This is a genomic window from Azospira inquinata (assembly GCF_018905915.1).
Taxonomy (GTDB): domain Bacteria; phylum Pseudomonadota; class Gammaproteobacteria; order Burkholderiales; family Rhodocyclaceae; genus Azospira; species Azospira inquinata.
Map to the genome: position 1 here is coordinate 1,884,312 of NZ_CP064782.1, position 24,245 is coordinate 1,908,556.

The following is a 24,245-nucleotide window of genomic DNA, read 5'->3' on the forward strand; positions in this document are numbered from 1 at the left end:
TCATCGCCGGGGGCGGAGGTCTCCGGTCAGAGCGCCAAGCCAGGGGCGGCTGGGGCCGGGCTGGTGCCGGGAAACGGAGGAGGAAGGCGGCCAAGGGGAGGGGGGTGAGCGGGGAGCTTTCCGTTCCGGCAGGGGGCCGGGGCGCTTGTTCGGAAGGAGGACTGCCGGGGACGGGCTGAGGGGCGGCGTTATCAGGAAGCTCAGCTGGGAGCGTCGCCAAGGGCGCGGGGCGGCGGGCACTTCAGGGGGGCGGATTCAAGCGGAGATGGCCCCAGGTCGGCAGGTCGGAGGGGTCGGGACGTGTGTGGCAACGGTCAGATGGCACGGCGCTGGCGGCCGCGCCCGGGCGGCCCGGTTCAGCCGCCAGCGCTCGGCCCCCTAGTTCCCAGTGTCAGGCGATAGGCGGCAGGTAACGCAATGGGAAACGGCAGAGGGCAGAGGGCAGAGGGCAGAGGGCAGAAGGGTGGAAGGGTGGAAGGGTGGAAGGGTGGAAGGGCGAAGGGGCGAAGGGGCGAAGGGGCGAAGGGGCGAAGGGCGAAGGGCGAAGGGCGAAGGGCGAAGGGCGGCCGCCTCAGCGCCTCCGCCCCCCGCTCCATTCCGCGCCGTTGCGACTCCGTCCCCCGTGCCCCAGGGATGGTCTTACTCTCCGTCCCTACCGGGATTCCTTGATGAGCCGGTCGCCCCGGGGCTGGATGGGGCGGGCGTTGGCCGGGTAGAGGCGGGCGAAAATGGCCAGCTGATCCGGGGACACTTCCACCGGCTGTTTCAGCACCAGCCACAGCACCCCTTCCGTGCAGGGCGGGGTGGTGAGGGAACCCATGTAGGTGTAGTAGTCCCGCTGGTCCGGCAGCAGCTGGTTGAGGTCGATGGCCGCGTCCGGAGGTGCTACCGGGGCGTTCCGTTCCAGGGGGATGTAGTCCCAGAGGGTTTGCAGGGCCGGATTTTCCTTGCCCGGGGTGAACAGTACCGCCACCACCGCCAGCCGGTTGTCCGCCGAGCGATGCACCAGATGGGCCACCAGGGGGAAGCTCTGGCCGTTCACCTTTTCTTCCGCCGGATGGTGGAAATGGATCTGGCTCAACACATAGGGCTTGCCCATCAGGGTCAGGCTGCCGTTGCCCAGGGTGGCCTGGAGGGTGTGGCCGTTATCTACGATCTGGAAGTGGGAGGGGGCGTAGTTGAAGCGGATGGGGGGCAAATCCACCTTGATGCCGTCCCGGATGTCGATGGGGGATTGGCGATGGCCGTCGGCGCAGGCGTGGAAATCCGGGCTCAGATTGGCCCAGTTCTCCGGCCCGTTGGCGCCCTCGTAATCCCAATGGGGGGCGCCGCCGTGGCCGTCTGCCGTTGCCGTGCTTGCCCCATGGGCGTTGCCGGCCGCCGATGTGTCAGTAGCGCCGGTGGTCGGGCTGGCCGGGGTGGCGGGGCGAGGCGGGGTGTGGCGCACCGGTTTGCGGGGCCGGGGTTGGGGCGCCCGGTACGTGGACCGGGGCGGTTTAATTTCCAGGGTATCCGGGTCGGCGGCTTCCGCCTTCTCTCCCCTCTCTGCCTTTTCCCCCTTTTCCGCTTTGCTGCCCTTGGGGTCGCTGCCCCCGGCGCTGCTGGCCAGATCGTCCTTATGGCGGGGGCCGGCTTTTTTGTCCTTGCCCAGGGTTTTCTTGAGCAGCTTGTCGTTGGCTTCCTTCAGGGCATCGGCCACGTCGCTGGCCTTCACCGCCGTGCCCATTGCCGCCTTGCGCAGTTCCTTGGCCGAGGTGGGGCGGCAGACCGTGCGCAGCACCTTGTCGTCCAGGGTATTGCTATGCACCGGCATGTCCGCCAGCACCTTCTGTTCCTCTTCCCGCAGCACTTCCCCGGAGGCTTTGACGTAGATGCGCTTCAAGGTGGCGTAGGTGCGGCCGCTGCAATCGTAACGGCCCAGCACCTCGATGCTTCGGTAGCTGCCGCCGCTCTGGGCGTCGGGCAGGTCGTGGTTGAGCACCATGCGGCCCCAGGCGGTGATGCGGCCCGCTTCTTCCTTCTTGATGCTGGACCGGTCAATGTCGATCTGCTTGCCCGTCTGGGTGGACAGGGTGTCCCACTGGCGTCCCGCGTCCCCGGTCTTGGTGGGGGCCAGGGCCTGGGCGGCGCAGGCCCAGCCCAGGGCTGCCAGGCCCAGAAGGCCGTGGCAACAGGCGCGGGAAAGACGGGGGCGGCGGAAAAACGGCATGAATAACTCCCTTGGGCCCGGGGGACAGGGTGTCCGGCCTCCGGACGGGCTGAATGGGGCGGCAAGACCGTCGGGCGGCCTTCCTGGCGGGCGTGGGGGAAAAGGGCCCCGGCGCCCGGGCGCGGGCGGGGATAGGGTACGGAACCCCCTTTGGCCTTTGCCTCACTACCCTTTTCGGACGGTGGCGGGGAATCTTTAGGGGCGCGGGCGGTCACCTTGCAATTCCGGGGGCTTTCCAGTACCTTGCGGGCCGTACGCAAGGGGTGCCGAAAAAGCGGGGAAAGCCAGTGGCGACCGGCCTTTCGGCTGAGAAATACCCTTCGAACCTGTACGGGTAATGCCGTCGTAGGGAAGCGAACACCGCAGCGTCCATCGTCCCCCGGGGACTCCGCCGTCCTGCCCCATCCCGCTCCCGCCGCGCCCTTGCCTTTTTGCCTCACCGCCGCCCAAGGAGTCCCCATGAACGCCCAGGATCAATTCGTCGCCGCCGCCGCCCAGGTGGATCAGGCCGCCATCCAGCCCCTGCCTAATTCCCGGAAGATTTATGTCACCGGGTCCCGGCCGGATCTGCGGGTGCCCATGCGGGAAATTTCCCAGGCCGACACCCCCACGGCCATGGGTGGGGAACAGAATCCCCCCATTTACGTGTACGACTGTTCCGGTCCCTATTCGGACCCGGCGGCCACCATCGACATCCGTTCCGGCCTGCCCGCCCTGCGCCAGGCCTGGATTGAGGAACGGGGGGATACGGCCCTGCTGGACGGCCTGTCTTCCGCCTATGGCCGTCAGCGGGCCGCCGATCCGGCCCTGGACCCCCTGCGTTTTCCCGGCCTGCACCGCAAGCCCCGCCGGGCCAAGGCCGGGGCCAATGTGACCCAGATGCACTACGCCCGCCAGGGCATCATCACCCCGGAAATGGAATTTATCGCCCTGCGGGAAAACCTGAACCGGCGCCAGTACCTGGAAAGCCTGGCGGCCTCCGGTCCCCAGGGCCAGCGGCTGGTGAAGCTCTTGGGCCGCCAGCACCCCGGTGAGCGCTTTGGCGCCGCCATTCCGGAAGAGATCACCCCGGAATTCGTGCGCCAGGAAGTGGCCGCCGGCCGGGCCATTATTCCGGCCAACATCAATCACCCGGAAACCGAGCCCATGATTATCGGCCGCAATTTCCTGGTGAAAATTAACGCCAATATCGGCAATTCCGCCGTCTCTTCCTCCATCGGGGAAGAGGTGGACAAAATGACCTGGTCCATCCGCTGGGGCGGGGACACGGTGATGGACCTGTCCACCGGCAAGAACATCCACGAAACCCGGGAATGGATTATCCGCAACAGCCCGGTGCCCATCGGCACCGTACCCATCTACCAGGCTCTGGAAAAGGTGAATGGCAAGGCGGAGGACCTGACCTGGGAAATTTTCCGGGACACCCTGATCGAGCAGGCGGAGCAGGGGGTGGATTACTTCACCATCCACGCCGGGGTGTTGCTGCGCTACATCCCCATGACCGCCGAGCGCATGACCGGCATCGTCAGCCGGGGCGGCTCCATCATGGCCAAGTGGTGCCTGGCCCACCACCAGGAAAGCTTCCTCTACACCCATTTCGAGGACATCTGCCAGATCATGAAGGCCTATGACGTGGCCTTCTCCCTGGGGGATGGCCTGCGCCCCGGCTCCATCTACGACGCCAATGACGAGGCCCAGCTGGGCGAGCTGGAAACCCTAGGGGAACTGACCCAGATCGCCTGGAAGCACGACGTCCAGGTGATGATCGAAGGCCCGGGCCACGTGCCCATGCAGCGCATCAAGGAAAACATGGAGAAGGAGCTGGAGTGGTGCAAGGAGGCCCCCTTCTACACCCTGGGCCCCCTGACCACGGACATTGCCCCGGGCTACGACCACATCACCAGCGCCATCGGCGCTGCCCAGATCGGTTGGTACGGCACCGCCATGCTCTGCTACGTCACCCCCAAGGAACACCTGGGCCTGCCGGACAAGCAGGACGTGAAGGAAGGCATCATCACCTACAAGCTGGCGGCCCACGCCGCCGACCTGGCCAAGGGCCATCCGGGCGCCCAGATCCGGGACAACGCCCTCTCCAAGGCCCGCTTTGAATTCCGCTGGGACGACCAGTTCAACCTGGGTCTGGACCCGGACAAGGCCCGGGAATTCCACGACGAAACCCTGCCCCAGCACGGCGCCAAGCTGGCCCACTTCTGCTCCATGTGCGGCCCCCACTTCTGCTCCATGAAAATCACCCAGGACGTGCGGGATTTCGCCGCCGCCCAGGGAGTGAGCGCCGAAACCGCCCTCTCCAAGGGCATGGAAACCAAGTCGGTGGAATTCCTCAAAAGCGGCGCCGAGCTGTACCGCAAGGCCTGATCCGGCGGTCGCCCGGTGGGGGCCCTTGCCTGGGGGCGCTGGCCTAGCTATCGCCCCGCCTTCGAGGAGGGGGCAAGGCTGGCCGAAAGTTTTGAGGACCGGCCCGATCAGGCCACCGGCGACTCTCACCGGCCCTTCGTCCCGCCTCTGGAAATCAGGGGGGTCGGGGAACGGGCCATGGGCCGCCTATGCCCCTGGTGCCACCGGTGTTGCTGGCGCTGCCAGTGAAGACCGGGTTTTCTCCCGTAGTATTCGCCCCTCCGGCTTCCCCTTCCTCTGGGGTTTCCCGGAGCCTCCGGTAGCCTAAGGGGAACCCCCAAAGGGCCGCCAGGGCGCTGCGGAAACCGCAGCAAAGGGAGCTGCCAGCCCCCTTCGGCCTCAAAACTTTTCCCAGCCCGCCCAAAAACCGCCCGGTGAGGGCCGTGGATAGGCGATCTAGCTTTTAACTTCCAGGAGCGGCAATCAGGACGCCCGTTCCCGAGGGCTGGCCCTTCCGGCCCCCGTCTTTTCCCGGGCTCCGCCCTATAGCCTTAGAGAACCGCCAAAACCGCCTGTTTCCAGCCTGCCCCCCGTTTCCGCCAATATGCTTCTGTATTTGCCTTGATGTGCCCCGTGACGGCACCCCGCTCCCCGGCCTACCATAGCTCCCCTTGGCCCGGGCTCCGGGCCGGCCATGGACCTTGCCTATCATGACAGCCACGCCTCTTTCCTCCGACGAACTCCGGCGTCTCCACGCCTGGTGGCGGGCCTGCACCTATCTGGGGGCGGCCATGATTTACCTGCGGGACAATCCCCTGCTGGCCGAGCCCCTCCGGGCCGAACAGGTGAAGCACCGGCCCCTGGGCCACTGGGGCTCCAGCCCGGGCATCGCCTTCACCTATGCCCATCTGAGCCGGCTGGTGAAGCGGGACGATTTCCCCGCCCTGTTCATCGCCGGGCCCGGCCACGGCGCCCCCGGGGTGCTGGCTCCGGCCTGGCTCGAAGGCACCTACGGGGAACGCTACCCGGATCGGGGCTGGGGGCTGGCGGGCCTGACCCGCTTCTGCCGGGAATTTTCCTTCCCCGGGGGCAGCGGCAGCCATTGCACCCCGGAAGTGCCCGGTTCCATCCACGAAGGGGGGGAACTGGGCTACAGCCTTTCCCACGCCTTCGGGGCCGCCTTCGACCACCCGGATCTGGTGGTGGCGGCCATGGTGGGGGACGGGGAGGCGGAAACCGGGCCCCTGGCCACCGCCTGGCATTCCAACAAATTCCTCAATCCGGTACGGGATGGGGCGGTGCTGCCCATCCTCCACCTCAACGGCTACAAAATCGCCAACCCCACTCTCCTGGCCCGCATTCCCCGGGAAGAGCTGCTGGCCCTGTTCGCCGGTTACGGCTGGGCTCCCCGGGTGGTGGAAGGGAGTGAGCCGGAAGCCATGCACCAGGGCATGGCTGCCGCCATGGAAGACTGTCTGGCGGAAATCCGGGCCATTCAGGGGGCGGCCCGCCAGGCGGGCTCGGCCCCGGCCCAGCGGCCCCGCTGGCCCATGGTCATCCTCATTTCCCCCAAGGGCTGGACCGGCCCCAAAGAGGCGGACGGCCATCAGGTGGAAGGCACCTGGCGGGCTCACCAGGTGCCCCTCTCCGACCCCCGGCATAATCCCCGGCACCTGGAGCAGCTGGCCCAGTGGCTGGCCTCCTACCGGCCCGAAGAATTGTTCACCCCGGAGGGCCGGCCCCAGCCCGAATTAATGGATTGGGCGCCCCGGGGCGAACGGCGCCTGAGCGCCTGCCCCTACGCCAACGGGGGCCTGGGCCGCCGTCCCCTGGAGCGGCCCGACTGGCGCGCCCATGGGGTGAAGGTGGAATTCCCCGCCGCCAGTTCCGTGGAAAACACCGCCCCCCTGGGGGCCTATCTGGCGGATCTGCTGCGAGCCAATCCGGATAATTTCCGGGTCTTCGGCCCGGACGAAACCGCTTCCAACCGGCTCCAAGCCGTGTTCGAGGCCAGCGGCAAAACCTGGCTGGCGGAGCGCCGTCCGGAAGACGGGGACGGAGGCCATCTGGCGGCGGATGGCCGGGTCATGGAAATGCTCTCCGAGCACACCCTGGAAGGCTGGCTGGAAGGCTATCTGCTCTCCGGCCGCCACGGCTTTCTTTCCACCTACGAAGCCTTCGCCCACGTCATCGACTCCATGTTCAACCAGCACGCCAAGTGGCTGGAAATGGCCCGGGCCGTGCCCTGGCGGGCGCCGGTGGCGGCCCTCAATCTGCTCATTACCTCCACCGTATGGCGTCAGGATCACAACGGCTTTACCCACCAGGACCCGGGTTTTCTCGATCTGGTGGTGAATAAGAGCCCGGAGGTCACCCGCATCTACCTGCCCCCGGACGCCAATTGCCTGCTGGCGGTGGCGGACCGCTGCCTGGGGGAAACGGACGTGATCAATGTGCTGGTGGCGGATAAGCAGTCCCACCTCCAGTACCTGAGCCCGGAGGCGGCCCTGCGCCACTGCGAGCGGGGCATCGGCCTGTGGGACTGGGCCAGCAGCGACGGGGACGGGGAGCCGGAGGCGGTGCTGGCCTGCTGCGGCGACGTGCCCACCCAGGAAGCCCTGGCGGCGGTGGAACTGCTCCTCACCCATTTCCCCGATCTGCGCCTGCGCTTCGTCAATGTGGTGGATTTATTCACCCTGGCCCCGGCGGAAGAGCATCCCCACGGTCTGGCGGAGCGGGATTACCTGAGCCTGTTTACCGCGGACAAGCCGGTGGTCTTCAATTTCCACGGCTATCCCTGGCTTATCCACCGCCTAGCCTACCGGCGGCCCAACCACGACCGGATGCACGTGCGGGGCTACAAGGAAAAGGGCAGTATCACCACCCCCCTGGAACTGGCCATGGAAAACGAAATCGACCGCTACACCCTGGCCATCGACATCCTGGACCGGGTGCCCCGGCTCCAGGTGGCCGGGGCCCACGTCAAGCAGGCCCTGCGGGAACGGCAGCAGGCCTGCCGGGAATACGCCCATACCTGGGGCATCGATGCCCCGGAAATCACCAACTGGCGCTGGGCCGGGCTGAAAGGCCGCTAATCCCGCCCCCTTTGGCCGGGCCCCGCGACGGCGGCCCGGCCCTTAATCTGGAGAACAGACGACATGAATGCAACGATGGAATTGCTCCACAGCCACCGCAGCGACCGGGATTTTTCCACCGCCCCCATCAGTGACCTGAGCCTGGATGCCATTGTGGAAGCCGCCCATCGGGCCCCCACCTCCATGAACGGCCAGCAGGTTTCCCTGGTGGTGGTGCGGGCCCCGGAAAAACGGGCCCGTCTGGCGGAAATCGCCGGGGGCCAGCCCTGGATCGCCACGGCCCCGGTCTTCATCGTGGTGCTCATGGACTTCTACAAAACCCGGGTCGGGGTGGAAGTGGCGGGGGAAAAGCAGCTGATCCACGAAAGCCTGGAAGGCTATACGGTGGGCGCCGTGGATGGGGGCATTGCCCTGGGCACCCTGATGACCGCCGCCCGCTCCCTGGGCCTGGGGGTGGTGCCCATCGGTGGTTTCCGCCGGGACCCCCAGGCGGTCATCGACCTCCTGGAACTGCCGCCCCTCACCTTCCCCCTGGCCGGCGTGGCCATCGGCCATGTGAATACCCCGGCCACCCAGAAACCCCGCCTGCCCACCTCCTCCTTCCGCCACGACGAAAGCTATCAGGCCCAGGCCCTAGCCCCCGCCATCCTGGCCTATGACCGGAATCTGCTGGACTACTGGCGGGAAATCGGCCGTAACGATGGCCTCTCCTGGTCCAAAAACACCGCCGCCGCCTACAAACAGGTCTACTTCCCCCTGACCTACCCGGTGGCAAAAAAGCAGGGCTTCAGTAATGATAAATAGGGGGGCGAGGGCGGCTGGAGCCGCCCCCGGCTCCTCCGGCTTTTCTGGGCCCACGGGCTTTCCAGGTGCGCCGGGTTCTCCATGTGCCCCGGGCATTTTGGGGGCTTCGGGTGCTCTGGGTACTCCGGGCATTCTGGACATCCCGGGGGCTTTGGCCGTCCGGGGCGTGCCCCCTGGCCCTTTGTGCCCGGTGGTGCCTCTTTCTCCCTGGGGGCTGGTTCCGCCCTCTGGCGCCGGGTGGCCCTGATGGACTGCCGCCCCGGCTGCGGCGCCTGCTGCATCGCCCCCTCAATCTCCAGCCCCCTCCCGGGCCTGCCCGGCGGCAAGCCTGCCGGGGTGCCCTGTCCCCATCTCACCCCCGACCTGCGCTGCGAACTCTTCCACCACCCGGACCGCCCCGCCTGCTGCGGCGGCCTCCAGGCCTCCCCCGACATGTGCGGTTCTAATCGAGACTACGCCCTGATCTGGCTGGCCCGGCTGGAGGTTTTGACGGCGCCGGAAGCGCCGGATTAGGGCCGGTTCCCCCAGCCAGCACCCCGGGCTGATGGGGGGGCCAGACGCGACTTTGTCCTCCCTGTTAGTTGACAACTGGTTTCCAATAATGGAAACTGGTTGCCAACTTAATGCCCTCGGGAGGGCCCCATGGTCCAGGATTCCAGTCAGTTGCTGTCCGATACGGTGGTGGCCGTTTTTCGGGCCAATGGGTGTCTGTTGGAGTGGGGGGATGCTTTCGCTGAGCCTCTGGGAGTGACCAGCGCCCGCTGGCAGATTCTGGGGGCCCTGGCCCAGGCCGGGGGGCCTTTGACGGCGCCCCAGATGGGGGCTCGGATGGGGGTGAGCCGCCAGGGGGCCCAGAAGCAGTTGAATCTGCTGGTGGCCGATGGCTTGATGGAAAAGCGCCCCAATCCCGCCCACGCCCGTTCTCCCCTGTATTACCTGACCTCTGAGGGAGGGGCCCTGTTCTCCCGCATCGACCAGGCCTGGAAGGAACATACCCGGACCGTTGCCCAGGCGTTTTCCCCGGAAGAGCTGGCGGTGACTTTGAAAGTGCTGGAGACCCTGGCTGCCCGCCACGGGCGTCCCCGGGGGGGAGATGACCATGAAGCCTAAGTTTCACGCCCTGGCCGGGGTGCTGGCCTTTGCCTGCATCGCCTGTTTCTGGCTCTCCACCCTGGTGGCCGAGTTGTTTCTGGAGGTTCGGGCCGTGGTCTGGGTGAAGCAGGCCATTCCCTACGCTTTTATATTTTTCATTCCCGCCATGGTCTTTGCCGGGGCCAGTGGTTTTGCCCTGGGGGGCAAGGGGAGCCATGCCTGCCTTCAGGCCAAGCGCCGGCGCATGCCCATCATCGCCATTAACGGCCTGCTGATCCTGATTCCCGCCGCCCTTTACCTGAGCGCCAAGGCCTCCGCCGGGATATTCGACCTGGGCTTTTACCGGGTCCAGGCCCTGGAACTGGCGGCCGGGGCGGTGAATCTGGGGCTCATGGGCCTGAATATCCGGGATGGCCTCCGCCTCGCCCGGGGCCGGACCCGGTCCGCTCCCGCTGAGGCTTAGGGCGGGCTATCCCCCGGTTCCTGCACTCTTTTCCATTTTCTTGCTGCCACCCATGACCTTCCAGACCCGTCCCCTGGCGCCGGAGGACTTGCCCACCATTTGCGCCTTTCCCCAAAGCCAGGAAGAGCTGTTTTTCCTCTTTCCCCGAGGCCGTTATCCCCTCACGCCGGACCAGCTGGCGGAGGCGGTGGCGCCCCGCCGGGATGCCACGGTGGTGACGGAGGCGGGGCGGGTGCTGGCCTTTGCCGATTTTTACCGCTGGGCCCCGGGGGGCGACTGGGCCGTGGGCCATGTGGTGGTGGCGCCGGAAGCCCGGGGCCGGGGCGTGGGCCGTCATCTCATGGCCGCCATGGGGGAACGGGCCCGGGCCGGGCACCAGGCCCGGGCTTTGACCGTATCCTGTTTTCAAGGCAACGGAGCCGGGCTCCTGTTCTATCACCACCTGGGCTTTGTGCCCTACGGCCTGGAGGAACGGCAGGACTGGTTCGGCTACCCCATGGCCCTGATCCATCTACGCCTGAATCTATAGAAGCCGGGCCATATGCCACCCCCGCTATATGCTTATGGATTTACGGTCCTTGGGCCGCCGGGGGCGGGGGCCTAGACTGGGTTCCTCTCTTTCTGGGGCACGGGCCATGGATACCGCATTCAGTCAGGGCACCTTGTGTGTGCAGGGGGGCTACACGCCCCGGGTGGGGGAACCCCGCATTCCCCCCATTGTGCAAAGCACCACCTACCGCTACGACGATCTGGAGCAGCTGCACCGGCTCATGACCCTCCAGGAATTCGGCTTCAAGTATTCCCGCACCGGCAATCCCACGGTGAGCGCCTTTGAGCAGCGGGTGAATCTCCTGGAAGGGGGCGTGGCGGCGGTGGCCACGGCCTCCGGTCAGGCGGCCAATGCCCTGGTGATGACCAATCTGCTCCACGCCGGGGACCATGTGGTGGCGGCGGCCACCCTTTACGGCGGCTCCTTTTCCCTGCTCCACAACACCCTGCCCAAGTTCGGCATCAGCACCAGCTTTTTTAACCCGGAGGCCCCGGCGGAGGAGATTGCCCGCCTGTTCCGCCCCAATACCCGGGTGCTGTTCGGGGAAACCATCGGTAATCCGGGGCTGAATATCCTGGATTTCGATAAGCTGGCCGGGCTGTCCCGGCGTTTTGACGTGCCCTTTGTGGTGGATAACACCCTGGCTTCCCCCGTGCTGTGCAATCCCTTTCGCCATGGCGCCCACATCGTCACCCATTCCGCCAGCAAGTACATGGACGGCCACGGCACCAGCATTGGCGGGGTGGTGGTGGAGGGGGGCGGCTATGCCTGGGATAAGGGCAAATTCCCGGATTTCACCGAGCCGGACGAGAGCTACGGCGGGGTGCGCTATGCCCAGGATTTTCCCCAAAGCCCCTTCATCATCAAGGCCCGGGCCCACATGCTGCGGGACTTCGGCGCCTGCCTGAATCCCCAGAACGCTTTCCTGTTTACCGTAGGCCTGGAAACCCTGCCCCTGCGCCTGGAAGCCCACAGCCGCAATGCCCTGGCCCTGGCCGAATTCCTTTCCGCCCGGGAGGAGGTGAGCTGGGTCAATTACCCGGGCCTTTCCGTTCCTGGCCGGGAGCGGCTGGGCCGCTATTTCAACCAGCCCTGGGGCGGCGGGGTGCTCACCTTCGGCCTGCGGGGGGATTTTGCCGCCATCAACCGCTTCGTCAAACGGCTCAAGCTCACCACCCTGGCGGTCCATGTGGGGGACGCTCGCACCTACGTGCTCCATCCCGCTTCCACCACCCATGCCCAGTTGGACGAGGCCCAACTGGCCCTGGCAGGCATTAGCCGGGACATGATCCGGGTCTCCCTGGGCATAGAAACCACCGCCGATATCCTGGCCGATTTCGCCCAGGCCTTGAGCGCCAAGGAGTGATATGAACGCCCCCCTTGCCCCCAGCCCCGCCCTCCATCTGGCGGTGGATAGCCGCCGTTACTTCAACCTGGCCCGACCCCTGGAAAGCCTCCTGCCCTCTCTGGACATCCTGGTGGATAGCCGGGCCTGCCTGCCCGATACGGAGGATTTGCGCAAAGACTGGGTGGCCAGCGTGGCCGTGCCCGCCTTTAAGCTGATCCGCCAGTATCAGGGGGATCAGGCCGCCTTTTGCGCCCTGGGCACCGGGGTGGGGCTGGACGCCCTGGCCGCCGTGGAAACCCTGGGGGCCACCCGGATCGGCATTACGGATGTGCACGAAACCGTGGTGAGTGCCGCCTACCGGAACATTCTCAGCAATCTGCGCCATCCCACCCGGGTCATCGTGGAAGGGGGCCACGGCGATCTGCTGGCGCCCCTGGCCCCCTACGGGGCCCGCTACGACCTGATCTACGAAAATCTGCCCAATGTGCCCATCGGGGACCCGGCCCGCCTGGAAGAGGGGCGCACCAGCACCGCCCACCTGCCCCCCCGGCCCGAACCCGTGCCCGCCCTGGTGGGGGAGCACCTGCTCTCCCTCCACTATCTGGCCCTAGTCCAGGCCCGGGGCTTTCTCAAACCCGGTGGCGCCGTGCTTTCCATGCTGGGTAGCCGCATTCCCCTGGCTGTCTATGGGGAAATGGCCCGGCTGGCGGGCTATCGGGCGGACATCTACACCTATGGCTGGAAGGTCCAGGTGGAAGGGGATGCGGTGATCCCGGGCCACGCCGCCCAGCAGGAAGCGGGGTACGGCCCCTTCCACTTCTACCGGGCGGCGGATCTGGAGCAGGCCTTCGCTGGGGTGGCCCTGGAAAGCTCAGGCCAGCAGGCGGAGGCCATCGAAGCCCGGCTCGCCCCCAAGCGCCTGGACCCGTTCCAGGCCTGGGCCGCCTATCAAGGGGGCGAAGCCATCGGCCATACCTACGTGGCCCTGCGCTCCCGCCCCCTCTAGCCATGGCTACCCCGGTTTCTCTGGCGACGGTGGTTGGGGCCCTGGCGGCCCTGCGCCGGGACTATGCCTGGCGGGCCCGGCGGGATGATGCCCTGGGCCGGGAACTGGCCCGGGTGCTGGCTTTGTGGGAATTGCCCGAATCCCCCCCGGGGCAGGTGCAGGGCCGGGACCATCCGGTGCTGGCGGAGCTGCAAGCCCTGCCAGTGGGCCAGGGCCCGGCAGGGCAGGTGCTGGATGCCTTTCGCCCCCTCCTGGCCGGCCTCCCGTGGCGCTACGGTTATGCCCCCCAGGACGGTTTGGAAAACCTTCTGGCCTGGGCCGAGCTGGTGGGCCCGGAAGCGCCTCTGCCCCATCCCCATCTCTGCCTGGGCCTCACCGCCCTGGCGCCCCATACCGCCTATCCCCGCCACCACCATCCGGCGGTGGAAACCTATTACCTCCTGAGCGGCACTGCCCGCTGGCAGGCCGGAGACCAGCTAAGTGAGCCTATCCCCGGGGATTACCTGCTGCACGGGGAAAACCTCCCCCACGCCATGACCACCGGCGACGCCCCCCTCTTGGCGGCCTACACCTGGACCGGGGCGGTGGACGTGGGGTCGGTGCTGGACTGAAAAGCGGGGGGATTTCCAGGGGAGGAACGGACCTTTCCCGGGGATCAATGGCCGGGCTGTTGGGGGCGGCAGGAAGGCATTAGCCTACGAAAATCCTATCCCTCGAACCCCGCTTAGCGGTGGGGAAAGCCCCCAAGAACTTTATGCTACCTGGGCCCCTGGGGCCCCTAGTTGTCATCCGCCGCGTGGACGGCCTGCTGGTTTTCCGGGGCGTTGTAGTAGTCGATGGCCCACATGCCGCCGATCAGGACCACCATGAGGATGACGAAAATAAGGCCCAGGATGAGGGGGGTCTTGCTGGGTTTGGGTTCTTGGGGGTCTTGGGCTTGGCTCATGGGATTGCCTGATGGGTAAGGGTTGGAGGGGCCGGACTTAATCTTGGCGGAAGGGGCGGACGTTGGCCGGATTGCTGCGCCAGAACTGGGGCGGGGCGCTGATCTGGGCGCCCAGTTCCGCCGCCGCATGCCAGGGCCAGCGGGGGTTGTAGAGCATGGCCCGGCCGATGGCCACCAGGTCCGCATCTTGCGCCTGGATCACGCCTTCTGCCTGACGGGCTGCGGTGATCAGGCCGACGCCGATGGTGGGGATGCCGGTGGCGGCTTTGATGCGCCGGGCGAAGGGCAGCTGGTAGCCCGGTTCCGGGTGAATCTGCTGCAAGGGGGAAAGGCCCCCGGTGGAAATATGGAAAAAGGCGCAGCCTCGGGCGGCCAGTTCCCGGGTGAGGATTTCCGTCTGGTCCAGGTCCCAGCCCCCTTCCACCCAATCCGTGGCGGAAAGGCGAATGCCCACGGGCCGTTGGGCGGGGAAGGCGGCCCGCACGGCGGCGAACACTTCCAGGGTGAGACGCAGGCGGTTTTCCAGACTGCCCCCGTAGCCGTCCCGGCGCTGGTTGCTCAAGGGGGAGAGAAATTGGTGCAGCAGGTAGCCGTGGGCGGCGTGGATTTCAATGGCGTCAAAGCCCGCCCGGGCGGCCCGCTGGGCGGCCTGGGCAAATTGGCCCGGGAGCGCCGCCAGTTCCTCCGGCATCATTTCCCGGGGCTGGGGATAGTCGGCGCTATAGGCTAGGGGGGAGGGGGCCACGGTCTGCCAGCCCCCGTCCTCCGGGGCCACCCGGCCATGGCCTTCCCAGGGGCGGCGGGTGGAGGCCTTGCGCCCGGCGTGGGCCAGCTGGACCGCCAGGGGCATGGGGGAATAGGCCCGGATGGCCCGGATTACCCGGGCCCAGGCGGCTTCCGTGGCCTCATTCCAGAGCCCGGGGCAGGCCGGGCTGATCCGGCCTTCCGGCACCACCGCCGTGGCCTCAGCAATGAGCAGCCCGGCGCCGCTGTGGGACAGGTTGCCCAGGTGCATCAGGTGCCAGTCCCCCACTTCCCCGTTCTGGGCCGAGTACTGGCACATGGGGGGAATGACGATACGGTTGGCCAGGGACAGGGCGCCAAGTTGGAAAGGGGTGAATAGGGGGCTGGTCATGGTTGGGGCTTCCTAGGCTGATCGGGGGTGACGGGGGCCAGAGGCAGCTCTCCCTGGGGCCCCGCCTCATGGGAAGTTTCCGGGGGCGGTTCTGGGGCGACCGGTGGGACCGGGGCCGGGTCCGCCGCCGTTGCCGGGTCCGCCGCCGGTGGCGGGGGCGGTGCCTTGGGCTGGCGGGCCACCATGCCCGCCGCCAGGGTGCGGTAGAGGGGCGGGCTGAACAGGCGGGACAGGCCGGAGGAAAGCAGGGCCGTGGCCATGAGGCCGATGACCATGCTGTAGCCATCCACCATTTCCATGACAATGACGAAGGAGGTGATGGGGGCCTGGGTCACGGCGGCCAGAAATCCGGCCATGCAGAGAATGAGCAGCAGGCCCGTGGGTTCCCCCTGCCCGGCGATGTGGGTGAGGGTGGAGCCGAGCCCGGCTCCCACGGCCAGGGAGGGGGCGAAAATGCCCCCGGGCAGACCGGTCAGGTAGGAGACCACGGTGGCCACGAATTTGGCCGGGGCGAAATACCAGGGCAGTTCCCGGACCCCCAGCAGGGCCTGGTGGGTAGGATCGTAGCCGCTGCCGAAGGTGAGGCCGCCGCAGACCATGCCCAGGGCCCCCAGGAGCAGACCGCAGGCGGCGACGAAGTGGTAGGGCCGTTCTTTGCGCAGGCGGGCCAGGGCCCCCTGCCAGTTGCCCGCCGCCAGCACCATCATGCGGGAAAACAGGCCCCCGGCTAGACCGCAGACGAGAAAACTGACCAGCACCGCCCGGGCCAGATCCATCCGGTTGCTTTCCGCCACCAGAATGTGGCCAAAATAATGGCCGCCCCCCAGGAGGGATTGGGACACCACCCCGGCCAGCACAATGGCCGTAATTACCAGACCGCTCATGCGGGATTCCACCCCCCGGCTCATTTCCTCAATGGCGAACACAATGCCCGCCAGGGGGGTGTTAAAGGCGGCGGCAATCCCGGCGGCTCCCCCGGCCACCACCAGATGGGAGCGTTGCACATGGAGGGCGGGGGGCAGCCAGCGGTGGATGGCGTCCATGAGGGAGGCCCCCACTTGCACCGTGGGCCCTTCCCGCCCCATGGAAAAGCCGCAGCCCACGGCCCCGGCGCCGATCAGCATTTTGCCCACCACAATGCGCAGGGAGACCAGAGGCCGCCAGAGCCCGTGTTCCGGGCGCTGCAATTCGGCCATGGCCTGGGGAATGCCGCTGCCTTCGGCCCCGGGAAAATAGCGCCGGGTCAGGTACAGACAGGCCATTCCGCCCAGGGGGCCGGCCACCAGGGGCAGCCAGAACCAGTGGTGGGTGGCCCCGAGAAACTGCCGGGAGGCCCAGTCCGACAGCCGGGCAAAGGCCACGGCCAGGAGCCCCACCCCCACGGCGCCGATCCAGAAGGCCAGCCGCCCGGACCAGAGTTTCAGATACGCCAGGTTACGGCGCCGGACAAAGGCCCAGGAGCCGCCAGGCCGGTGACCGGGGGAACGCCAGGGGTCGGGGGTGGGAGGGGACATGGGGCCAAGGGGAAAGCAAAGACTGGATTCTAGGTCACCCGAGCCCGGAAGTCCCGCCCCCGGACCGTCCCTGGCCGCTTCCCGTGAGCCTATGGCCGGGGGGCGCTAGAGGATCAGGTCGGTGGCGCTTCTTGTGAAGGGCGAAGGGCGGTATGACGTTGGCCCACGGGCCGGTATCTCCGGTGGTGGGGCTGTCGCCCGTAGCCCGTAGCCCGGAAGCAGGAAGCAGGAAGCAGACGGCAGACGGCAGACGGCAGACGGCAGCCCCCGCCCCCCATGCCTCCTGCCCACCGTCGCCCCCGTCCCCAGCCTGGCAGGGGAGGCCGGTATAATGCGGGGCTTTCCTCCTCCCGGGATATTCCCCATGGATTTGCTCCTACTGGCCAAGGCCCTCATTCTCGGCATTGTGGAAGGGCTCACCGAGTTCCTCCCCGTGTCCTCCACGGGCCACCTGATCCTTACCGGCGCCCTGCTCCATTTCAACGACGAACGGGGCAAGCTGTTTGAAATCGTTATCCAGTTCGGAGCCATTTTGGCCGTGTGCTGGGAATACCGGGTGCGTATTGCCGGGGTAATCCGGGGCCTGCCCCGGGAGCGGCTGGCCCGGCGCCTGACCCTGAATCTGGCCGTGGCCTTCGTGCCCCTGGCGGTGCTGGGCCTGCTTTTCGGCAAGGCCATCAAGGCCCATCTGTTCAATCCCCTGACTGTGGCCTCCGCCTTCATTCTGGGCGGCTTCGTCATTCTTTGGGCGGAGCGGCGCCAGCACCGGGTGCGGGTGGAAACGGTGGATGACATGACCGTGCTGGATGCCATGAAGCTGGGCATTGCCCAGGCCTTCGCCCTGATCCCGGGCACCTCCCGCTCCGGTTCCACCATCATCGGCGGCATGTTGTTCGGCCTTTCCCGCCAGGCGGCCACGGAATTTTCCTTCTTCCTGGCCATTCCCACCCTGGGGGTGGCGACCTTCTACGAGCTTTACAAGGAACGGGCCCTGCTCCACGGGGCGGACCTGAGCATGTGGGTGGTGGGCTTTGTGGCCGCTTTCGTGTCCGCCTTTTTCTGCGTGCGCTGGCTGCTCCGCTATATCAGTAGCCACGATTTCACCGTCTTCGCCTGGTATCGCATCGCCTTCGGTCTGGTGGTCCTGGGCTCTGCCTATTCCGGCCTGGTGAGCTGGGCGGCGGACTGATCCGCCTGCGGGGCGGGTCGGGGCCATTTCCCTCCCGCCCCCGTTTGATCTACCCTGGGCCTTTCCCTTTTCCGCCCCTGTTCCGGCCCAGGCCATGTCCGATCCTGCCTTTCCCCCCTATTTCCTCAAACCGGAAGCCTACGGCGCCCTGGGCGCCGGGCCGGTGCATAGCCTCCGGGGAGTATGGCGGGATGGGGAGCGGCAACGGCAACTGGCCTGGCATCTCTATCTGCCGCCGGGCCGGGGCCGGGTGCCCCTGGTGATTTTTTCCCATGGCCTGGGGGGCAGCCGGGAGACTGGGGCGGCCTGGCTTTCCCATTGGTCTGCCCACGGTCTAGCCTGTCTGGCCTTGCAGCACCCGGGCAGCGACCGGGATCAGCTGGCCGGGGTCGCCCCCCTGGACCTGCCCCGGGTGATGGCCCAGGCCATGACCGGGGAGCAGATGCTGAGCCGGGTGGCAGACGTGCAATTCGTGGTCTCCCGCCTGGCCCGGGGCGGGGCGGCGGAGGAGTGCGATAGGGTGGAGGTCGTGGAGGCTGGCATAGCGCCCGCCGGGTCCGCCGAGCAGCCCCCCTCCGGGGACATTGACCCCGCCGCCGCGGCCCTGCCCGAGCCCTTTCCCTATGAACGTCTGGACCTGGACCGGCTGGGCTTTGCCGGCCATTCCTTCGGTGCCCTTACCGCCCAGGCCCTGGCCGGGGAGCGGCTGGACTGGGGCAAGCCGGACGTGACCACGGCCAAGCCCTTCCGCGCCTTTCTAGCCCTTTCCCCCTCGGCTCGGGGCGCCCCCGCCGGGCGGGCAGCGGGCTTCGCCGCCATCTGCCGTCCCTTTTTCTCCATCACCGGCTCCCGGGACAAGGGCATTGGCCGGGGCGACGTGGGCCCGGAAAACCGGCGCCTGCCCTACGCCCACATGCCTCCGGGCCACAAATATCTGCTGGTGCTGGCCGGGGCCACCCACCGCCATTTCGCCGGGGAGGCGGAAGATCGGCGCCGCACCCCTGCCTTTACCCGGGCCGTCCAGGCCGCCTCCCTGGCCTTCTGGCGCTGTTACCTGATGGGGGAAGAAGCGGCCCGGCGCTGGCTCCAGTCCGGCTTTCCCGCCACCCTGGGAGAAGGGGACGCCTGGGCCTGGAAATAGGCCGGGGTGGTCATCGGCCGCCCCGGCATCGGCGCCGGGGCTGGGGCTGACTCCGGGGCCATGGCCCCGGACCTTGGACAAGCGTCCTAGGCCCGGTGGGGCCCGCCGGGGTAGAGGGGGCCGACACCGTTCCTCTCAATCTGAGGCTAGGCCGGCCCTCCGCAACCGCCTCCGCAACCGCAACCGCAACCGCAACCCGCAACCCGCAACCCGCACCGAGCCCAGCCCAGCCCCCCGAGCCCGGCCGCCGGGCTTTCCCCCGGGCCCCCACCGGGGGCAAACTGCTGGCTTAATTTGGCTCCACGGTTTTTCCATGTCCGGCATTCTTTATCTCCACGGTTTTCGTTCCGCTCCCCAGTCCTTTAAGGCCCGCCTGCTGGGGGAGGCCATGGCTGCCCGGGGGCAGGCGGAGGCTTTCCATTGCCCGGCCCTCTCCTTTGAGCCGCGCCAGGCCTTGGCCCAGGCTCGGGCCATTGTGGAAGCCAATGCCCAGGCGGGGGAGCCGCCCCTCACCCTGGTGGGCAGCTCCCTGGGCGGCTTTTACGCCACCTGGCTGGCGGAGCATTACGGGCTCCGGGCCGTGCTGGTGAATCCGGCGGTGGTGGCGCCCCTCAGCCTGGAAGCCTATCTGGGGCCCCAGACCAATCTCTATACGGGGGAGGTGTTTGACTTCACCCGGGACCATGTGGCCCAGCTGGAGGCCATGACCGTGGACCAGGTCACTCCGGCCCACTATTTCCTCCTGTTGGCCACGGGGGATGAGGTGCTGGACTACCGCCACGCCCTGGCCCGTTACGGGGATTGCCGCCGGGTGGTGCTGGAGGGGGATGAGCACGGCTTCAAGAGGTTTGCCGAGTTCATCCCGCAAATCTTTGAATTTGCCGGGTTATAATTCGCCGATGAATGTTCTGTTTGAAGAAGACGGCGGCTTTAAGACCGGCACCCTCCTGGCTGACAACGACACCTCCCTGCAGGTGGAGACGGCCTCCGGCAAGCGCGCCAAGGTCAAAGCGGCGGCCGTATTGCTGCGTTTTAACGATCCGGCCCCGGGCGCCCTGCTGGAAGCGGCGGCCCCCCTGGCCGAGGGCATCGAAGCGGAATTCCTTTGGGAGTGTTGTGCCGATGGCGAATTTTCTTTTCTTGATATTGCCCAGGATTACTACGGACAAGCGCCCGGCGCGGTCGAAGCGGCTGCGGTCCTGCTTGCCCTACACGCAGCGCCTATCTACTTCCACCGCAAAGGTAAGGGCCACTTTCGCAAGGCCCCTCCCGACATTCTCCAGGCTGCTCTGGCCGGTCTTGAAAAAAAGCGTCAGCAGGCGTTAGCTATCGAACGCATGGTGGAGGAATTGAAGGCCGGGGCTCTGCCCCGGGAATTCTCCCCCCACCTGACCCAGCTGCTCTACAAACCGGACCGGAACCGGCCTGAGACCAAGGCCCTGGAAGCGGCCTGCGCCGAATTGAGCCTGTCTGCCGCCCATCTCCTGGAAAAATGCGGGGCCGTGCCCTCCAGCCGGGATTACCACTTCCAGCGCTTCCTCTTTGAATACTTCCCCAAGGGGGTGGATTTTCCCCCGGTGACGGTGAAGCCCATCGCCGACGACCTGCCTTTAGCCACGGTGCGGGCCTTTTCCATCGACGATGCGGCCACAACGGAAATCGACGACGCCTTTTCCCTGGAAGCCCTGCCCGGCATCGGCTGGCGCATCGGCATCCACATCGCCGCCCCCGGCCTGGGCATTCAGCCCGGGGACGAGCTGGATATGATCGCCCGGCAGCGCCTGTCCACGGTCTATATGCCGGGCAACAAAATCACCATGCTGCCCGACCCGGTGGTGGCGGCCTATACCCTGGCGGAAGGCCAGCCCCGGCCCGCCGTTTCCCTCTACCTGACGGTGGATGAAAACCTGGAAATCCTGAACCAGGAATCCTGCCTGGAGCGGGTGCCCGTGGCGGCCAATCTGCGCCATCACCAGCTGGAACCCTGGTTCAACGACGCCACCGTGGCCGCCGGTGTGCCCGCCACGGCGGAACAGCTCCCCTTCCGGGACGAACTGCTGCTTCTCTACCAGTTCGCCTGCCGTTGCGAAGGGCGGCGGGGCAAGCCCTCCGCCACCCAGGGGGTGAATGACTACAACTTTGAAATTTTCCCCGATGCCGCCGACCCCTCCGGGCGGGGCGACCGGGTGGTCATCAGCGAACGCAAGCGGGGCAGCCCCCTGGATAAGCTGGTGGCGGAACTGATGATTGTGGCCAACGCCACCTGGGGCGGCCTGCTGGCGGAACACAAAATCGCCTGCGTCTATCGGGCCCAGGTGGGAGGCAAGGTGCGCATGACCACCTCGCCCCTGCCCCACGAAGGCCTGGGGGTGCCCCAGTACGCCTGGTCCTCCTCCCCCCTGCGGCGCTACGTGGATTTGCTCAACCAATGGCAGCTCATCGCCTGCCTGCGCAACGACCCCCCCCATTTCGGCACCAAGAGCGAACTGCTCTTCGCCGCCATGCGGGATTTCGACATGACCTACGCCGCCTACAACGACTTCCAGCGCCAGATGGAGCGCTACTGGTGCCTGCGTTGGCTGGCCCAGGAAGGGGTGAGCACCATTGACGCCACCCTGCGCAAGGAAAATCTGGTCAAGCTGGACCATCTGCCCCTGCAACAGCGGGTGCCCTCCCTGCCCGAGCTGACTCCGGGCCAGCGGGTGCGCCTCACGGTGGAAGGCTGGGATTACCTGGACCTGGAATTGAACCTGCGCTACCAGGAAACCCTGGATGAGCCCGGGGCCCCCCTGCCGGTGGCCGAGGAAGAAGGGGACGGGGAAGCGGAAAGCGCTGCCGCTCCGGAGACTGACGGCGCCACCCCGGGGGACGCCCAGCCCCCCGCCGCCACGGAGCAGGAGGCCTGAGGTGCCCATGGCCCGGAAGCAACCCTGGGAATTTTTCCGCCATTACCTTCCGGCGTCCCTGAATCTGACGGCGGCGATCACCATTTCCCTGGCGGTCCACGCCCTCGTTCTCGCCATCCACTTCACCTCGCCAGACCTGTCCCGGGCCTTCAAGGACCGGGCCATGGAAATTGTCCTGGTGAACAGCCGTTCCAGCCACAAGCCCCGGGACACCCAGGCCCTGGCCCAGGCCAATCTGGACGGGGGCGGCAACACGGCGGAAAACCGCCGGGCCTCCACCCCCTTGCCTCCGTCTCCTCGGCAGCAAGAGGGGACGGAGCTGGAACAGGCCAAGCAGCGGGTCCAGGCTCTGGAAGCCCAGCAGCGGGCCTTGCTGACCCGGGCCCGCAGCCAGCATCAGGTGGCCCCCCGGTCTGCCAAGGATACCCAACCCGATCCCACCCCCAAGCTCTCCGGCCGGGATATGGCCAACAACGCCCTGGCCATGGCCCGTCTGGAAGGGGAGGTGAACAAAAACCTGGACGACTACAACAAGCGCCCCCGGCGTAAGTTCCTGGGCACCCGCACGTCCGAATACCGCTTTGCCCAGTACATGGAAGACTGGCGCCTCAAGGTGGAGCGGGTGGGCACCCTGAATTACCCGGATGCGGCCCGGGGCAAGCTCTACGGCAGCCTGGTGCTGTCCGTTACCATCAATTCGGACGGCAGCGTGGAAAAGGTGGAGCTGGAACGGACTTCCGGGGAAAAGGTGCTGGATAACGCCGCCCTGCGCATCGTCAAAATGGCCGCCCCCTACGCCCCCTTCCCCCCCGATATCAAGCGGGACGTGGATCAGTTGGTGATTACCCGCACCTGGTTCTTTACCAGCGGCGACCAGCTCCAGGCCCGCTAATTTCTCCCCCATCATGACCGACCGCTACGCCGTTTTCGGCAATCCCATCGCCCATAGCAAATCCCCCTTCATCCATGGCCGCTTCGCCGCCGCCACCGGCCAGGATCTGAGTTACGAAGCCCTGCTGGCCCCCAAGGACGATTTCCCCGGGGCCGTGGCCGCCTTTATTGCCGCCGGGGGCAAGGGGGCCAATGTGACCGTGCCCTTCAAGGAAGAAGCCTTCCGCCTTTGCCAGCGCCGTTCCCCGCGGGCCGACCTGGCCGGGGCGGTGAATACCCTGGTTTTCCGGGACGGGGAAATTTTCGGGGACAACACGGATGGGGCCGGTCTGGTGCGGGATCTGGAACATAACCTGGGCCTGAGCTTGGCGGGCAAGCGCCTGTTGCTCCTGGGGGCCGGGGGCGCCGCCCGGGGCGTGCTGGGGCCCCTGCTGGCGGCCAAGCCCGCCACCCTGGTAATCGCCAACCGGACGCCGGCCAAGGCCGCCGATCTGGCCGCCCGTTTCGCCCACCTGGGGGCGGTGACCGGGGGCGGCTACGGGGACATCCAGGGCGCCTTCGATGTGGTTATTAACGCCACCTCCGCCAGCCTGGGGGGCGATCTGCCACCCCTGCCCGCCGGGGTTTTCGCCCCCGGGGCGGCGGCCTACGACATGATGTACGGCAAAGGGGACACCCCCTTCCTGGCCTTCGCCCGGCAACAGGGTGCAACCCTGCTGGCGGATGGCCTGGGCATGCTGCTGGAACAGGCGGCGGAATCCTTTTTCCTGTGGCGTGGCCTGCGCCCGGACACCGGTGCCCTGCGCCGGGACATGGAGGCGGCATGAGGGGCGTCTGGCGCTGGACCAAGCGGGGCCTCTTGGCCCTCATCGCCCTGGGACTGCTCTACCAGTTCTGGCTTTTCGGCTGGGTGCTGTGGTGGAACTGGGTCAATCCCCAGACCACCCATTTCCAGGAAATCCGTCTGGCGGAGCTGCGGGAAAAGGACCCGGAGGCGGAGCTGAAAAAGGAATGGGTGGATTACCGGCACATTTCCAATAACCTGAAGCGGGGCATTATCGCGGCAGAAGACGCCAAGTTCGTCGATCATGAAGGCTTTGACTGGGAAGGCATCCAGAAGGCCATTGAAAAGGATCAGCGCAAGGGCCGCATCGTGGCCGGTGGCTCCACCATTTCCCAGCAGTTGGCGAAAAACCTGTTCCTCAGTGCTTCCAAGAGTCCCCTGCGCAAGGGGGAAGAAGCCCTCATCACCCTGATGCTGGAACATGTGATGGATAAGCAGCGCATTTTCGAGATTTATCTCAACGTGGTGGAGTGGGGTAACGGCATTTTTGGCGCGGAAGCCGCCGCCCGTCATTACTTCGGCGTTTCCGCCAACCATCTGTCCGCCTCCCAGGCCGCCAAGCTGGCCGCCATGCTGCCCAATCCCCGCTATTACGACCAGCACCGCAATGCTCCGGGCCTGATGCGCAAGACCGCCATTATCCAGGCCCGGATGCCCGCCGCCGACCTGCCCTAGGCTGGACGAACTGGCTCCGAAAAAGCCCCCCAAATAGGCCTGAAAAATGGCCAGGAAAAAGGCCCTAGAAAAGAGGCGGGAT

21 protein-coding genes and 1 riboswitch are annotated in these 24,245 nt (G+C 66.9%); of the genes, 17 read left to right on the top strand and 4 right to left on the bottom strand.

Features of this window, described 5'->3' with window-relative positions:
* Window positions 1-652 precede the first annotated feature (652 nt).
* Window positions 653-2,209 (bottom strand): carbonic anhydrase family protein, encoded by a 1,557-nt coding sequence (locus Azoinq_RS08670; RefSeq protein ID WP_216129969.1) that lies wholly within the window; start codon window positions 2,207-2,209, stop codon window positions 653-655.
* Between the two features lie 249 nt (window positions 2,210-2,458).
* A riboswitch (TPP riboswitch) is annotated at window positions 2,459-2,578 on the top strand.
* A 90-nt stretch (window positions 2,579-2,668) separates the two neighbouring features.
* On the opposite strand from Azoinq_RS08670, the gene thiC reads away from it, so the two are divergent.
* From thiC to Azoinq_RS08720, 10 genes are all read left to right on the top strand, one after another.
* Entirely contained in the window at window positions 2,669-4,585 is a 1,917-nt protein-coding gene (thiC, locus tag Azoinq_RS08675) for a phosphomethylpyrimidine synthase ThiC (protein ID WP_216129967.1), read from the top strand.
* A 689-nt stretch (window positions 4,586-5,274) separates the two neighbouring features.
* Entirely contained in the window at window positions 5,275-7,659 is a 2,385-nt protein-coding gene (locus Azoinq_RS08680) for a phosphoketolase family protein (RefSeq protein ID WP_216129965.1), read from the top strand.
* 63 nt (window positions 7,660-7,722) lie between these two features.
* The gene (locus tag Azoinq_RS08685; protein WP_216129963.1) at window positions 7,723-8,463 is read left to right on the top strand and encodes an NADPH-dependent oxidoreductase; all 741 of its coding nucleotides are present in this window, start codon (window positions 7,723-7,725) and stop codon (window positions 8,461-8,463) included.
* 246 nt (window positions 8,464-8,709) lie between these two features.
* Window positions 8,710-8,976, top strand: coding sequence for a YkgJ family cysteine cluster protein (locus tag Azoinq_RS08690; RefSeq protein WP_216132097.1), 267 nt, complete (start codon window positions 8,710-8,712; stop codon window positions 8,974-8,976).
* A 129-nt stretch (window positions 8,977-9,105) separates the two neighbouring features.
* Window positions 9,106-9,573 (top strand): MarR family winged helix-turn-helix transcriptional regulator, encoded by a 468-nt coding sequence (locus Azoinq_RS08695; protein ID WP_216129961.1) that lies wholly within the window; start codon window positions 9,106-9,108, stop codon window positions 9,571-9,573.
* On the top strand, window positions 9,563-10,018 hold the full coding sequence (locus Azoinq_RS08700) for a hypothetical protein (RefSeq protein WP_216129959.1): 456 nt from the start codon (window positions 9,563-9,565) through the stop codon (window positions 10,016-10,018). The genes Azoinq_RS08695 and Azoinq_RS08700 overlap by 11 nt, the downstream gene beginning before the upstream one ends.
* Before the next feature lie 52 nt (window positions 10,019-10,070).
* Window positions 10,071-10,547, top strand: a complete 477-nt coding sequence (locus tag Azoinq_RS08705) for a GNAT family N-acetyltransferase (RefSeq protein ID WP_216129958.1) — start codon at window positions 10,071-10,073, stop codon at window positions 10,545-10,547.
* 106 nt (window positions 10,548-10,653) lie between these two features.
* Complete coding sequence (locus tag Azoinq_RS08710; protein WP_216129956.1) at window positions 10,654-11,934, top strand: O-acetylhomoserine aminocarboxypropyltransferase/cysteine synthase family protein; 1,281 nt, start codon at window positions 10,654-10,656, stop codon at window positions 11,932-11,934.
* A 1-nt stretch (window position 11,935) separates the two neighbouring features.
* A complete protein-coding gene (locus tag Azoinq_RS08715; protein ID WP_216129954.1) occupies window positions 11,936-12,922 on the top strand; it encodes a class I SAM-dependent methyltransferase in 987 nt (328 codons plus the stop codon).
* A 2-nt stretch (window positions 12,923-12,924) separates the two neighbouring features.
* Complete coding sequence (locus tag Azoinq_RS08720; RefSeq protein WP_216129952.1) at window positions 12,925-13,533, top strand: dimethylsulfonioproprionate lyase family protein; 609 nt, start codon at window positions 12,925-12,927, stop codon at window positions 13,531-13,533.
* A 167-nt stretch (window positions 13,534-13,700) separates the two neighbouring features.
* Here Azoinq_RS08720 and Azoinq_RS08725 read toward each other — a convergent pair whose 3' ends face one another.
* The 3 genes from Azoinq_RS08725 to Azoinq_RS08735 are packed head-to-tail and all read right to left on the bottom strand — an operon-like array spanning window position 13,701 to window position 16,517.
* Entirely contained in the window at window positions 13,701-13,868 is a 168-nt protein-coding gene (locus tag Azoinq_RS08725) for a hypothetical protein (RefSeq protein ID WP_216129950.1), read from the bottom strand.
* Window positions 13,869-13,905: 37 nt separating this feature from the next.
* Window positions 13,906-15,003 (bottom strand): NADH:flavin oxidoreductase/NADH oxidase, encoded by a 1,098-nt coding sequence (locus Azoinq_RS08730; protein WP_216129948.1) that lies wholly within the window; start codon window positions 15,001-15,003, stop codon window positions 13,906-13,908.
* Entirely contained in the window at window positions 15,000-16,517 is a 1,518-nt protein-coding gene (locus tag Azoinq_RS08735; RefSeq protein WP_216129946.1) for a chloride channel protein, read from the bottom strand. The genes Azoinq_RS08730 and Azoinq_RS08735 overlap by 4 nt, the downstream gene beginning before the upstream one ends.
* A gap of 364 nt (window positions 16,518-16,881) precedes the next feature.
* Between Azoinq_RS08735 and Azoinq_RS08740 the strand changes: the two genes are divergently transcribed.
* The 7 genes from Azoinq_RS08740 (at window position 16,882) to mtgA (ending at window position 24,163) form a co-directional block, all read left to right on the top strand.
* The gene (locus tag Azoinq_RS08740; RefSeq protein WP_216129944.1) at window positions 16,882-17,706 is read left to right on the top strand and encodes an undecaprenyl-diphosphate phosphatase; all 825 of its coding nucleotides are present in this window, start codon (window positions 16,882-16,884) and stop codon (window positions 17,704-17,706) included.
* A 94-nt stretch (window positions 17,707-17,800) separates the two neighbouring features.
* Entirely contained in the window at window positions 17,801-18,847 is a 1,047-nt protein-coding gene (locus Azoinq_RS08745; RefSeq protein WP_216129943.1) for an alpha/beta hydrolase family protein, read from the top strand.
* 313 nt (window positions 18,848-19,160) lie between these two features.
* On the top strand, window positions 19,161-19,739 hold the full coding sequence (locus Azoinq_RS08750; protein WP_216129941.1) for a YqiA/YcfP family alpha/beta fold hydrolase: 579 nt from the start codon (window positions 19,161-19,163) through the stop codon (window positions 19,737-19,739).
* 7 nt (window positions 19,740-19,746) lie between these two features.
* Window positions 19,747-21,753, top strand: coding sequence for a ribonuclease catalytic domain-containing protein (locus tag Azoinq_RS08755; RefSeq protein WP_216129939.1), 2,007 nt, complete (start codon window positions 19,747-19,749; stop codon window positions 21,751-21,753).
* A 7-nt stretch (window positions 21,754-21,760) separates the two neighbouring features.
* Window positions 21,761-22,645 carry a TonB family protein gene (locus tag Azoinq_RS08760; protein WP_216129937.1) on the top strand — a complete coding sequence of 295 codons (885 nt, stop codon included), beginning with the start codon at window positions 21,761-21,763 and terminating at the stop codon, window positions 22,643-22,645.
* A gap of 13 nt (window positions 22,646-22,658) precedes the next feature.
* Window positions 22,659-23,471, top strand: a complete 813-nt coding sequence (gene aroE / locus Azoinq_RS08765) for a shikimate dehydrogenase (RefSeq protein WP_216129935.1) — start codon at window positions 22,659-22,661, stop codon at window positions 23,469-23,471.
* On the top strand, window positions 23,468-24,163 hold the full coding sequence (gene mtgA / locus Azoinq_RS08770; protein ID WP_216129933.1) for a monofunctional biosynthetic peptidoglycan transglycosylase: 696 nt from the start codon (window positions 23,468-23,470) through the stop codon (window positions 24,161-24,163). The genes aroE and mtgA overlap by 4 nt, the downstream gene beginning before the upstream one ends.
* The last annotated feature ends 82 nt before the right edge of the window (window positions 24,164-24,245 follow it).

What these genes read in the sequence shown, in the direction of transcription:
- Azoinq_RS08670 (WP_216129969.1), bottom strand. Translation starts at nt 2,209, where the DNA reads ATGCCGTTTTTCCGCCGCCCCCGTCTTTCCCGCGCCTGTTGCCACGGC.
- thiC (WP_216129967.1), top strand. Translation starts at nt 2,669, where the DNA reads ATGAACGCCCAGGATCAATTCGTCGCCGCCGCCGCCCAGGTGGATCAG.
- Azoinq_RS08680 (WP_216129965.1), top strand. Translation starts at nt 5,275, where the DNA reads ATGACAGCCACGCCTCTTTCCTCCGACGAACTCCGGCGTCTCCACGCC.
- Azoinq_RS08685 (WP_216129963.1), top strand. Translation starts at nt 7,723, where the DNA reads ATGAATGCAACGATGGAATTGCTCCACAGCCACCGCAGCGACCGGGAT.
- Azoinq_RS08690 (WP_216132097.1), top strand. Translation starts at nt 8,710, where the DNA reads ATGGACTGCCGCCCCGGCTGCGGCGCCTGCTGCATCGCCCCCTCAATC.
- Azoinq_RS08695 (WP_216129961.1), top strand. Translation starts at nt 9,106, where the DNA reads ATGGTCCAGGATTCCAGTCAGTTGCTGTCCGATACGGTGGTGGCCGTT.
- Azoinq_RS08700 (WP_216129959.1), top strand. Translation starts at nt 9,563, where the DNA reads ATGAAGCCTAAGTTTCACGCCCTGGCCGGGGTGCTGGCCTTTGCCTGC.
- Azoinq_RS08705 (WP_216129958.1), top strand. Translation starts at nt 10,071, where the DNA reads ATGACCTTCCAGACCCGTCCCCTGGCGCCGGAGGACTTGCCCACCATT.
- Azoinq_RS08710 (WP_216129956.1), top strand. Translation starts at nt 10,654, where the DNA reads ATGGATACCGCATTCAGTCAGGGCACCTTGTGTGTGCAGGGGGGCTAC.
- Azoinq_RS08715 (WP_216129954.1), top strand. Translation starts at nt 11,936, where the DNA reads ATGAACGCCCCCCTTGCCCCCAGCCCCGCCCTCCATCTGGCGGTGGAT.
- Azoinq_RS08720 (WP_216129952.1), top strand. Translation starts at nt 12,925, where the DNA reads ATGGCTACCCCGGTTTCTCTGGCGACGGTGGTTGGGGCCCTGGCGGCC.
- Azoinq_RS08725 (WP_216129950.1), bottom strand. Translation starts at nt 13,868, where the DNA reads ATGAGCCAAGCCCAAGACCCCCAAGAACCCAAACCCAGCAAGACCCCC.
- Azoinq_RS08730 (WP_216129948.1), bottom strand. Translation starts at nt 15,003, where the DNA reads ATGACCAGCCCCCTATTCACCCCTTTCCAACTTGGCGCCCTGTCCCTG.
- Azoinq_RS08735 (WP_216129946.1), bottom strand. Translation starts at nt 16,517, where the DNA reads ATGTCCCCTCCCACCCCCGACCCCTGGCGTTCCCCCGGTCACCGGCCT.
- Azoinq_RS08740 (WP_216129944.1), top strand. Translation starts at nt 16,882, where the DNA reads ATGGATTTGCTCCTACTGGCCAAGGCCCTCATTCTCGGCATTGTGGAA.
- Azoinq_RS08745 (WP_216129943.1), top strand. Translation starts at nt 17,801, where the DNA reads ATGTCCGATCCTGCCTTTCCCCCCTATTTCCTCAAACCGGAAGCCTAC.
- Azoinq_RS08750 (WP_216129941.1), top strand. Translation starts at nt 19,161, where the DNA reads ATGTCCGGCATTCTTTATCTCCACGGTTTTCGTTCCGCTCCCCAGTCC.
- Azoinq_RS08755 (WP_216129939.1), top strand. Translation starts at nt 19,747, where the DNA reads ATGAATGTTCTGTTTGAAGAAGACGGCGGCTTTAAGACCGGCACCCTC.
- Azoinq_RS08760 (WP_216129937.1), top strand. Translation starts at nt 21,761, where the DNA reads ATGGCCCGGAAGCAACCCTGGGAATTTTTCCGCCATTACCTTCCGGCG.
- aroE (WP_216129935.1), top strand. Translation starts at nt 22,659, where the DNA reads ATGACCGACCGCTACGCCGTTTTCGGCAATCCCATCGCCCATAGCAAA.
- mtgA (WP_216129933.1), top strand. Translation starts at nt 23,468, where the DNA reads ATGAGGGGCGTCTGGCGCTGGACCAAGCGGGGCCTCTTGGCCCTCATC.